Source organism: Lysobacter sp. Root690 (assembly GCF_001427785.1).
GTDB lineage: Bacteria > Pseudomonadota > Gammaproteobacteria > Xanthomonadales > Xanthomonadaceae > Lysobacter.
This window is the reverse complement of record NZ_LMHM01000015.1, coordinates 37,303-48,296: the sequence shown is the minus strand read 5'-3', so window position 1 is coordinate 48,296 and position 10,994 is coordinate 37,303. Positions and strand designations below refer to the sequence as shown.

Below are 10,994 nucleotides of genomic sequence, written 5' to 3'. Positions count from 1 at the left end.
GTCTAAAGCAACAAAAGAAAGGTAACCAAAGAAAAATGCTTTTTTGTGAATCAAGGGCCCGCACGATCGGTGCAGNNNACGGGACATCCTGTCCCGGTGGCGCGCGGCGCACATCCATGTGCGCCGCCCTTCGGGTGTGCTGTTGCTAGCGCGAGTTCGATGCTTCGCGGCGCTGGATGAACTGCGCGGCTTCAAGCTCAAGCAAAAGCTGCGTGACCACCCTGTAGGAGCCGCGCAAGCCGCGACCGCGGGACTACGATCACGACGCCATCGCCATGACATGGCGACATCTCCGCTCGAAATCCTGGACCCACGTCTCCACGGCACCGTGTGCCTGACACCCATCGAAGCACCGCCCCCATCTCACGCCACCAAAACGAAAACGGCGCATCGAAGCGCCGTCTCGTTTGCCACACCATCGCGAAATTCAGCGCAACGCCACCGTCAACGTCGAAGGATCCGACGCCGGCGAACTGAAACTCACGCTGCCGCCGATCGTGCTCGCGCTGGTGTAGCGCGGGTCCTGCGTATCGACCACCAGCACCAGCCTGCTGCCGGCCGGGATGTCCCAGCTGGTCGCCTCCAGGCGCAGGTCGATGGCCTGCGCCACACCCGGACGCGCGCCGCGCAGCGAGTACGGCTTGTGGCTGAGCAAGGTGCCGTTGCCGAGCAGGTCGACGCTGTACAAATAGGCGAACAGGCTCACTTCGGACTGGCTCGGAGTCACCGTGACGTGCAGCTTCGGCATGCCGCTGAGCTGCTGCGGCAACCAGTTCATCGGCGTCTGCCACACGCCCGCGCCGGCTCGCAGGACCAGCGGAATCGACGCCTGCGGCGCGACCTGCACCGATTGCAGGAAACCGCTGACGAAGGCGATGCCGGAATCGGCGACGGTCGGCAGACCGGTCAGGATCGAATGGTTCCAACCGGTGCTCGGCGTGCTGCGCAATTCGCCGGTCGGCGCGATCAGCCCGCTCGGCCGGCTCAGCGCGAGCACGGTCGAACCGGTCTGCACCGCGTTCCAGTCGGCATAGCCGCGCCAGTCGCCGTCCTGCGATTTCAGCCGCACCGCCGGTTCGCGCTCCACGCCGTTGTCGATGCCCTTGAGGTGATGATCGAACCAGCGCACCGCGCCGGTGTAGACCTCGTTCGGCAGGCCGAACGCGCCGGCGACCTCGACCGTGGCGTGATCGCCGTGGGCGAACAGCAGTTGCTTGGGTCCGCTCAGGCCGGTGTAGAAGTCGATGTACTGGCCCGGCGGGAACAGGCTGTCGTTGAAGGCGTTGGCGAGGAACACCGCGGTGCCGTTGCGGTTCAACGCGGCCGCGTCGGTGATCGGGCTGCGCTGCGGCACCACCGGCAACAGGCCCTTGACCGCGCCGTCGAAATCGCCGAGCGCGATGCGCGCGGTGGCGCCGGCCAGTTCCGGCCCGGGCCGTCCGGTCAGCGAACCGGCCAGCACCAGCAGCGCCGCGCCTTGCTGGCTGACGGTGCGGTTGGCGTACAGCGACGCCTCCAGGTCGGCCCAGCCGCTCAGCGCCGCGACCGCCTTGATCCGCGGATCGCGCTCGGCCGCGAGCAGGCTGATGCCGGCGCCGTAGGAAATGCCGCTGGCGCCGATCTTGGCCGGGTTGGATGGGGTATGCGCCAAGGCCCAATCGATCACCGCGCTGACGTCCTCGACCGTGCCCGGCCCGGCGATGTCGATCTGCCCGGCCGAATCGTAGAACCCGCGCGAGGTGTAGCTGACCACCACATAGCCCTGGCCGGCGAGCACCGCGCCGCGGCCGACGTACTCCAGGTTCGGCGCGCCCCAGCTGGCCGGCATCACCAGCAGCGGAAACGGTCCCGGGCCCTGGTCCTTGGGCACCATCACGAAGGCGCCCATCTCCGCGCCGTCCCAACCGGGAATGCGTTGATAGCTGCCGTTGAAACCACCCGCCATCGCCGGAGCGGCGAACACGGCCAGGACCAGACACGACGCGAACCACGACCCGAGCTTGCGCATGAGGCTGTCCCCTCCCAGAGACTGTTCAGCACATTAAGATACGTTTGCGTATGGTTTGTTGCCGATCGACCGTACCATCGCGAATGGAGACACAACAACCGTGCCACCGGAGCAGCTTGGTGAACCGCCGCGACTGCGATCACGGATCGGGGTTCGGGTGGGTACTCGCCTGGCCGGCATCGCCGATGGGTGCCGCGACCTGGGGCAACTAACCACGACCCGTGGCCTCGACGATCGGCGAATCGCCGCCTTCCTTTACCCCTCCAGCAGCCGCACCTAGACTGGCCCGCTGTGCGCACCCCACCCGTACATCCGCACCGCATCAATGGAGGATGCCCATGACGACCTCGGCCCGGACTTGCCGCAGCTTCGTCCTCGCCGCCAGCCTCGCGCTGGCGGCCTGCACATCGTCGGCGCTGCCCTCCAGCCCAGCCCAGGAGCCTCATGCCATGACGGACGCCGCCGTCGCCTCGCCCTATACCGACAAACCGGTGCAAGCCAAGCTCGGCCCGCACCGCTTCGAGATTCCCGCGAATTATTTCGACACCCAGCTCGGCCCGGATTTCCAGGGCAACATGCGGCTGATCGTGCAGTGGCCCGACCTGCAGCCGCTGGCGCCGGGCGAGCGCTACTTCGAAGGCGGCGAACAGCGTTTCGCCCGCAATATCGACATCACTCCGAACTACATCGACCGCGTGCCGCTGCAGACCAGTCTGGACCGAGCGTTGATCTCCAATGTGGACTCCGAGCAAAAGCGCCGCGAAGACCCCACGCTCAATCCCGACCTGCGCCTTCGTGGCGAACCGGTGTTCGGCCTGACGCCTTACTACACCGATTTCGCCAAGGTCGATGCGTACAACCTCAAGACCTACGGCGACAAGATCGGCCGCGCCGGCGATCGCGACTCGCTGTTCAACAACGACTGGTTCGTGGCCCGCGACGCGAACGGCACGCTGACCACGGTCATCAAATGCACGTCGCGCGAAATGCCCGACGGCGCCGAACTACAGGGCGCCACGTTACGCCTGCTCGGTACGCCCAAGCTGTCGATGTGTTCGCACGATTTCACCATCGCCCGCTACGACGCGCGCATCAACGTCAGCTATCTGCGCGTGTTCATGCAAGACTGGCAGAAAATCGAACGTCGCATCCGCGACCTTTTCGACCAGTACCACATCAACGACGCGCGCTAAGGCGACGATTTCAAGGAGGACATCATGAGCGGCATGAACCAGCAGGACATGGAAATCCTGAGCCACTACGCGCGCGCGGGCAATCGCGAGTTGTACTGGAATTATCTGGCCCAGCACACCGGCAACGACGGCTACGGCCTGCTGGCGCTGGGCGTGGTGCGCAACGACAACGCCCCCGGTCAGGTCGCCAATCTGTATGCGGACAACCGGGCGCGCAGCGATGGCCGCAATCTGAGCGAACGCGACTGGGAAAATTTCGGCGTCGACCTGATCCGCAGGGACCTCTCCCTGCGTCAGCAACACTTCGCCGACGGCCGGCCCGAGCGGGCGCTGAACCTGCCCGCCCAGGACGTACAGCGCGCGCACGATCAGGCATTCACTCACGCGCGCATCGATCCCAACGCCTGGACCCCGAGAGTATTGCTGGAAGGCGCCCGTCGCACTCATGGCGAAGGCGAGGTCGAGCAAGTGTGGTCGCACATGCTCAACAACGGCGGCCTCGGCCTTGAGCGCGGCGGCAGCACGCTCGCCGACATCGCTCGCAACCTGCCGCCGATGGAAGCCGCGGGATACACCGCGCGGCTGGGCCTGACCCGGATGGGCGCGGCCGCGGGCAGTCACCCCACGACCGATCCGAACACCATCGGTGGGCCACCGCTCACGTTTCATTACGATCAGCGCGACCGCAGTTGGACGTCGATCAGCGGCGGCGGCGCGGGCGGGATGCCCTACATCCGTGAAGTGCGCGATCCCGCGCAACTCGCCCAACTCAACGACGCGCGCGCGGTGCGCCTGCATCGACAGGATTTGCGCGACGACTTCCATGAGGCCGACCCCAATCGCGGCCGGCCGATCGCCACCAGCCCGTGGACGCTCGCCGACAACACACAACCAGGCCTCACGGCGCCTGGGCGCGAAACGGCCGTGCAATTGGCCAGCGCGGCACCGTTCGACCCGCGCCGCGAAGACCATCCGCAGCACTCGCTGTATTGCCAGTGCCGCGAGGGCGTGCAGCGCCTGGATGCGGCGCACGGCCGCAGTTACGACGATGGCAGCGAACGCCTGACCGCGCGCCTGACCCAGCTCGCCGGCGACAACCGTTTCGATCGGGTCGATGCGGTCGTGCTCAGCCGCGGCACCGATGGGCTCGGCGCCGGCGAGAACGTATTCGTGGTGCGCGGCGATCCCTCCGACCCGGCCGCTCAACGCGCGCATGTCAACACCCGCGAGGCGATGGAGACCAAGGTCGAGCAGTCGTTCCAGGCGCTGGCGATGAATCAGTCGCAGCCGACTCAGCAGCAGGCGGCGCTGCAGCAAGAGCAGCAGGCCGAACAGCAACGCAATCCGGCGCGCAGCATGGCCTGAGCGCTGTGATTCGTGCCGGCGCTATGGCGTCGGCGCGAGTCTCGATCGCCGCGTGCGTCGGGCGATCAAGCAACAACCGGTTCGGGTTCGCGCATCGCGCCGCATTCACTCGCGGCGCGATTGCGCGTCAACCGACTACCGATCAGAAATCGACGATCGTGCCGTCCTCGTCCAACCGCGCATGCGCCACGCTGCGCGCACGTACCAACTGCAACTGCGCGTCGAGCACCTTGCGCATGTAGACGGCGGTGTCCGCTTCCTGCTTGCCCGGAAACGCAGGGTCGCGGCGCAGCGCCTCGAAGGTCGCCTGGGCTTGATCGAAGCGCCCGAGGCGACGCTGCAATTCGCCGATCAGCATGCGCGTGTGATAGACGCGATCGCTGCCGGCTTCGCCCGCGGCGCGTTGCTGCATCGCCTCCAGCGCTTCGGCGGCGTAGCGCGGATAACGTTGACTGCCAGCCTCCCAGGTCGCCTGCAGCAACACACCGGCGATGCGCTCGGGCGATTCGCCCGACCAGACCATCTGCTTGGCCAATCGGTAATACGGCGTGTCGTTCGCGACCCAACCGCGGTACTCGTCCGACGCCACGAACGCGCGCAGCTTGACCAGTTCGGCGTCGCTGTAGCTGCGCTTCTCGTCGACCACGATGAAGCCGTTGCCCGGACACACCGGCAGCGGCGCCGGCGAGGCGATCGCGCCGAAGCGCTGGGTATCGAAATACGAGCCGAACGAGGTGCCCGAACTCATCAGCCGCGTCGAGAAGGTCTGGCCGTCGATCGGGCAGACGAACGATTGCGCGGTCAACCTCATCGCCACGGACGACAACGGCAACAACGCGGCGACCAGCAGGGCGAGGACGGTGGGTGTGGAACGGCGCATGACAGCTCCTTGTCGTGACGGTGCGCACATATTGCCCGAGCACACGGCGCCTGTATGCGCCCGGCCGACGCGCGGTGGTCACGGCCGTCCTGCCGGCGTCGTTACCCGCGTTTGAGCTTGCATCCCACGGAGCGACCGACATGGCCCTGAGCGATCTGTTCTCGAACGGCAACCGACCCAACCTGCTGCTGATCATCACCGACCAGGAACGCAGCCTGCTGCAATGGCCGGCGTCCTACCAACCCACCCTCGCCGCGGCCATGCCGGCGATGCGGCAGCTCGCCGCCAACGGCATCGATTTCCAGGCCGCGTTCACCGGCGCGTGCATGTGCTCGCCGAGCCGCGCGACGTTTCTGACCAGCCAGTACCCGGCGGTCACCGGCTGCACCCACACCGGCGGCGCGCCGCTGCCGCCGCCCTCGCAGTTTCCCAATCTCGCCAGCGTGCTCAAGGCCGCGGGCTATGGTTGCTACTGGATCGGCAAGTGGCATCTGCTCGGCAACAACGAACCGGGCACGCAGGACGATGAGCTCGCTCAGTGGGGTTTTGAAACTTGGGATCCGAACGACGCCGGGATCAGCTTGAACGCGACTTTCCTCGGTGGCGGCACCTTGAACACGGGGCCGGTCACGCCCGGCGCGCCCAACCAGAACGATCAGCGTTACCTCGCCGATGCGCTGAGCTTCCTCGCCGCGCCGCCGGATTCGCCGTATTGCCTGGTGGTGTCGCTGGTCAATCCGCACGACGTGCATCTGGGCTATCTCAATCAGGCCGCGAGCTATTACGACCAGACCACCTATCGCGCCGCCGCCGCGCCGATCCCGCTCAACGCCGACGAAAATCTTTCGACCAAGCCGCGCGCGCAGTCGAGCTACACCTTCGCCCAGATGAGCGGCAACGACGACGCCACCGAACAGGACTTCGTCGACTTCTATGCGTACCTGGTCGGCTATGTGGATTCGCAGATCCAGCAGATCCTCGATGCGATGAGTACCGAACAGATCGACCAGACCCTGATCGTGCGTTTCGCCGACCACGGCGAACTGGGCCTGTCGCACGGCATGGTCGAGAAGTTCGTCAACGCCTACGACGAAGCCATCCACGTGCCGCTGTTGTTCTCCAATCCCATCGCGTGGCCGCAGCCGCAAAGCACGCAGGCGCTGGTCAGTTCGATCGATCTGCTGCCGACCTTGGCCAGCCTGCTCGGCGTAAGTTCGCAATTCCCCGGCCTGGCCGGCACCGACCTGAGCCCGGTGCTCGAAGGCAGCCGCGGCTCGGTGCAGGACTATGTGCATTACACCTACGACGACATCGGCGGCAACGGCCCGAGCGTGATCCGCGCGATCCGTTCGGCGCAGTGGACCTATGCGGTGTATGCGCCGGCCGCGGGCGCGCAGAGCCAGGGCGGCGATTGGGAGCTGTACGACCTGTCCGCCGATCCGCAGCAGAACACCAATCTGGCCGGCAATCCCGCTTACGCCGATCAGCAGGCGGTGCTGGAAGCGGAGTTGGCGATACAGATGAAGGAGAAGGGGACGACGCCGGTGGGGTGGCCGCCGCAGTACATCGCGGGGACGAGTCGGGGTGGGCCGGCTTGAGGCTGGGTTACTGCGACATTTGCTCCCTCTCCCGCTTGCGGGGTGAGTGGGCGCCGCTTGCGAGCCATTGGCTCGCGCGCCCGCGAACGCCCAAACGCTATGCGTTTGGGCCGGGGTGCGGCTGGGGTGAGGGTGTGCGAAGCCAGCCGCTGGCTACGCAACCATTACGCACTACGCGCCCTCATCCGCCCTTCGGGCACCTTCTCCCGCCGCGCGGGAGAAGGAGACAGCGAGAGCTCACCGCTCCAGAATCGCCACCACACCCATACCACCCGCGGTACAGATCGAAATCAAACACCGCCCACCACCGCGCTGCTTCAATTCCTTAGCCGCGGTGGCGACGATGCGTGCACCAGTCGCGGCGAACGGATGACCGGCCGCCAGCGACGAACCGTTCGGGTTGATCTTGGCCGGATCGATCCGGCCCAGCGGCGCGTCCAGGCCGAGGCGGGTCTTGCAGTAGTCCTCGCTCTCCCACGCGCGCAGCGTGCACAGCACCTGCGCGGCGAAGGCTTCGTGGATTTCGTAGATGTCGAAATCCTGCAAGGTCAGGCCGTTGCGCTTGAGCATTTCCGGCACCGCGATGGTCGGCGCCATCAGCAGGCCCTCGCCGTGGACAAAGTCGACCGCCGCGACCTGCGCGTCGCGCAGGTAGCACAGCACTTCGTGGTTATGCGCCTGCGCCCATTCCTCCGAAGCGAGCAGACAGGCCGAGGCGCCATCGGTCAGCGGAGTGGAATTCGCCGCGGTCAGGGTGCCGCGCCCGGAGGTCTTGTCGAACGCCGGCTTCAAGGTCGCGAGCTTTTCCAGGGTGCTGTCGGCGCGCAGGTTGTTGTCGCGCGACACGCCGCGGAAACTCACCACCAGATCGTCGAAGAACCCTCGCTCGTAGGCCGCGGCCAGCTTGAGGTGCGACGACAGCGCCCATTCGTCCTGCGAATCGCGCGAGATGTTCCACTGCTTGGCCATGTCCTCGCAGTGCTCGCCCATGCTCTTGCCGGTGCGCGGCTCGGCCACGCCGGGGAACTCGGGCTTGAGCTCGCGCAGGTGGAAGCCCTTGAACGCGGCGATCTTGTCCTTGGTGCTGCGCCCGCGCGCGGCTTCCAGCAGACGCCGGCGCAGGCTCTTGCCGTACACGATCGGCACGTCGGAGGTCGTGTCCGAACCGCCGCCGATGCCCGCTTCGATCTGGCCGACCGCGATCTTGTTGGCGATGGTGATGATCGAGTCGAGCGAGGTGCCGCAGGCGCGCTGCAGGGTGATGCCCGGGGTCAGCGGCGACAGGCCCGACGACAGCGCGGCCTCGCGGCCGAGGTTCCAGTCGCTGCTGTGCTTGATCACCGCGCCCATCGCCACTTCTCCGAGCTGCTGGCCGTGCAGGCCGAACTTCTCGACCAACGCGCCCAGGGTGCGCACCGACATGCCCAGGTTGCCGACATCCGCATACGCGGTGTTTTGGCGGCAGAACGGAATACGCACGCCACCGAGCACGGCGACGGGACGGTTTTGGCGCATCGGCACACCTCGCAAGGAGTTCTCACAGGGCCCGTCGCGGCGGACCGGGCATAATGGGGCCCAGTGTAGCGCCGCACACGCGCTCTACCAAACGCCAGCGTATCTTCGGTGACCATGAGCTCAGCCAGCCCTACCGCCAGCGGCCCGTCCGCGCCCCTGCACGTCCTCGGCGCCCTCGCGCTGGAGCTCAAGGGCGACGCCGCGGTCAGCCGCAGCGCCCTGCCCCGCCACGACGCGGGCGCCCTGTCGGAGAAGATCGCCCGCGACCTGGCCGGCTTCGCCGCCGAGACCGCGGCGCTGGACCTGGTCACCGTGGGCGCCCATTACGACCCGGTCGAACTGCTGCGCCCGGGCTGGCCGCTGCACCGCGAACTCGACGAATTGTCGGCCAACGCCCCGCGCGAGCGCGGTGCCGGCGACGCCGGCCGGGTGATCGCGTTCGGCGCCCACGACCAGCAACTGCCCGGCGCGCTGGCGCCTTCGCCCGATTACGCCGGCGGCCCGCTGCGGCTGGTGCCGTTCGTGCTCAGCGGCGACCCGGACCGGGTCGCGCGGGTCGGCGAACTGCTCGAATCCAGCCTGCTCGAACGCGGCATGGCCGGCGCCGACACCGCCCTGGCCGCGCAGGAGGCTTTCGGCCTGCAGGTCGAACACGCGCGCTACCTGACCGTCCACGACCTCGCCGCGATGATGGCCATGCAGTACGACCACGCCGGCCTCGGCCCGCTGTGGCCACTGCTGGAAACCGCGCTGTTGCAGCCCGACGGCGAGGAATGGCTGGACGCCCCGCCCGAACCGCTGATCCACTACAGCGAAGGCGAAGCCCGCATCGCCCTGTTCTCGCCGAGCGCCTGGCACCAGCGCTACGCGCCCGAGGCGCCGTGCGACACCGACGAATGCCGCGAGAAACTCAATCGTCGCTATCAGCATTTCGAAGCGCGACTCAAGCAGATCGCCGCGGTGCTGGGCGCGCATGCGGTGCCGGTGACGTTCGTGCATTGCGATGGGGCGCCGGAGCCGGGGCAGCTGTAAACGCGGCCCATTGCGTTACCGCCGCGGCCGCGCTCGTTCCAGCCGAGACAACGGAATTGGACTGACAGGTGCCGCCGCCAACGCAAGTGATTGCTTGCGCAGGTATCGCGCGCCGCGGTTTACGAACGCAGGCTGCCGGCCATCTGGCTGCATTCCTCGAAACGCTTGCGGCTGCCCCAGGCCGATTCGAGCAACGTCATATTCGCCTGCACTTTCAACCTCGGCAGCAGCGTGGCCAGCGTGTCGCGATCCTGCGCGTCGCAGGCGAAGCGCGCGTAGTTATGCAGATTCCATTGATCCGGATAACGCTGCACGATGTCTTCGAAACCTTGCCTCATCCGCTCCCAACTCGCGTGGGTGCGCCAGAACAGCGTCTTGCTGTAAGCCCCCTGAGCGGCGAACCAGTAAATCCGCGCATACATGCTCTCGCCCTCGCTGGCGCGCGTGCGGCGCACCGCATCGGCGGCGAAGGCTTCGATTTGCGCCACACTGCCGCTCCATTTCGGCAGCAGCGTGGTGTAAATCTCGAAGTACATCGGGTAGTAACCCGGGAATGCGCGCTCGCCCTGGTCTAGCACCTCCAGCGGCGAACCTCCGCTCTGGCTGCCGCGCAGCGTGTTCAAGGTCAGGCGGTAGTACTCCGGCGCGCCCGACGCCACCGCGCGTTCGTCGTCGAGATACTTCAAGGTTCGATCGAGCGCGGCGTAGAACGGCTTCCATACCCGCGGCGGAGTCTTGGCGACATAGCGCGAACCGCGAATCTCCCAAGCCCGATCAAGCAGTATTTCGCCGTGCATCAGGCGCGGCAGCGGCGAGTCCGGCGCCTCACGCGCCCAGCGCAGCGTCTGCTCTTCCAGCCAATCCCAACGGCGTGCGCGCTCTTGCTCGGGCACGCTCTCGATCAAGGCGCTTTCCACGCCGAGGTAAAACGACTCGCTCATCCACAGGCCACTGGGCGTGCGCCGACGCTGGGCGACGTAGTCGCGATAGGCCGCTACCGCCTCTGGCTTACGCTGCAGTTGAATCAACGCGCGGCCTTGGGCAAATAGCGCTTCGCGTACTTCCAGCTCGGTGCCATCGAGCTTGGGCTGCGCATCGAGCAGCCGCTTACGCGCTTCGCGCTCCGGCGCGGTGCGCTGGTACTCGGCCAGCTGCTGCTGACGCTGCTCGAGGGTGGGATTCGCCCGCTGCTCGACCTGCTGTCGCAGCTGCCGGATTCGCGCCTCGTTGAGCGCCTGACGCTCCGCGATCGCGGCGGCCACCGCCGCTTCGCGTGTAGTGGCGGGCGGGGGTGACGCCGATGCGGCCGGTGGCGAATCGGCCGGGCCCGCGCGCAGCGGCAACGCGCACGACAGCATCAGCGATGCTACGAGCAAGCCGGCCGTTGCCGGGCGCCTTCCATC

Annotated in this window: 8 protein-coding genes; 4 read left to right on the top strand and 4 right to left on the bottom strand. The window is 67.0% G+C overall.

Annotated features, from left to right (window positions below; all coding sequences use genetic code 11):
- Positions 1–427: 427 nt before the first annotated feature.
- The gene (locus ASD86_RS17335; RefSeq protein WP_056113387.1) at positions 428–2,008 is read right to left on the bottom strand and encodes a CocE/NonD family hydrolase; all 1,581 of its coding nucleotides are present in this window, start codon (positions 2,006–2,008) and stop codon (positions 428–430) included.
- Between the two features lie 449 nt (positions 2,009–2,457).
- On the opposite strand from ASD86_RS17335, the gene ASD86_RS17330 reads away from it, so the two are divergent.
- Positions 2,458–3,201, top strand: coding sequence for a hypothetical protein (locus ASD86_RS17330; protein WP_056113385.1), 744 nt, complete (start codon positions 2,458–2,460; stop codon positions 3,199–3,201).
- Positions 3,202–3,225: 24 nt separating this feature from the next.
- Positions 3,226–4,566 (top strand): XVIPCD domain-containing protein, encoded by a 1,341-nt coding sequence (locus ASD86_RS17325; protein ID WP_056113382.1) that lies wholly within the window; start codon positions 3,226–3,228, stop codon positions 4,564–4,566.
- Positions 4,567–4,708: 142 nt separating this feature from the next.
- Here the strand turns inward: ASD86_RS17325 and ASD86_RS17320 are convergent, their stop codons facing one another.
- A complete protein-coding gene (locus tag ASD86_RS17320) occupies positions 4,709–5,446 on the bottom strand; it encodes a hypothetical protein (protein WP_056113380.1) in 738 nt (245 codons plus the stop codon).
- Between the two features lie 140 nt (positions 5,447–5,586).
- Here ASD86_RS17320 and ASD86_RS17315 point away from each other — a divergent pair, with 140 nt between their 5' ends.
- Entirely contained in the window at positions 5,587–7,044 is a 1,458-nt protein-coding gene (locus ASD86_RS17315) for a sulfatase-like hydrolase/transferase (protein WP_056113377.1), read from the top strand.
- Positions 7,045–7,281: 237 nt separating this feature from the next.
- Here ASD86_RS17315 and ASD86_RS17310 read toward each other — a convergent pair whose 3' ends face one another.
- Positions 7,282–8,559: an acetyl-CoA C-acetyltransferase gene (locus tag ASD86_RS17310; protein WP_056113374.1), complete on the bottom strand. Its 1,278-nt coding sequence runs from the start codon at positions 8,557–8,559 to the stop codon at positions 7,282–7,284.
- Positions 8,560–8,673: 114 nt separating this feature from the next.
- On the opposite strand from ASD86_RS17310, the gene ASD86_RS17305 reads away from it, so the two are divergent.
- Positions 8,674–9,591, top strand: a complete 918-nt coding sequence (locus ASD86_RS17305; RefSeq protein ID WP_056113371.1) for a hypothetical protein — start codon at positions 8,674–8,676, stop codon at positions 9,589–9,591.
- A 119-nt stretch (positions 9,592–9,710) separates the two neighbouring features.
- On the opposite strand, the gene ASD86_RS17300 is transcribed toward ASD86_RS17305, so the two are convergent.
- Positions 9,711–10,967: a hypothetical protein gene (locus ASD86_RS17300; protein ID WP_157476783.1), complete on the bottom strand. Its 1,257-nt coding sequence runs from the start codon at positions 10,965–10,967 to the stop codon at positions 9,711–9,713.
- Between the last annotated feature and the right edge of the window lie 27 nt (positions 10,968–10,994).

Coding starts and splice junctions, on each gene's coding strand:
- ASD86_RS17335 (WP_056113387.1), bottom strand. CDS start 2,008: ATGCGCAAGCTCGGGTCGTGGTTCGCGTCGTGTCTGGTCCTGGCCGTG.
- ASD86_RS17330 (WP_056113385.1), top strand. CDS start 2,458: ATGACGGACGCCGCCGTCGCCTCGCCCTATACCGACAAACCGGTGCAA.
- ASD86_RS17325 (WP_056113382.1), top strand. CDS start 3,226: ATGAGCGGCATGAACCAGCAGGACATGGAAATCCTGAGCCACTACGCG.
- ASD86_RS17320 (WP_056113380.1), bottom strand. CDS start 5,446: ATGCGCCGTTCCACACCCACCGTCCTCGCCCTGCTGGTCGCCGCGTTG.
- ASD86_RS17315 (WP_056113377.1), top strand. CDS start 5,587: ATGGCCCTGAGCGATCTGTTCTCGAACGGCAACCGACCCAACCTGCTG.
- ASD86_RS17310 (WP_056113374.1), bottom strand. CDS start 8,559: ATGCGCCAAAACCGTCCCGTCGCCGTGCTCGGTGGCGTGCGTATTCCG.
- ASD86_RS17305 (WP_056113371.1), top strand. CDS start 8,674: ATGAGCTCAGCCAGCCCTACCGCCAGCGGCCCGTCCGCGCCCCTGCAC.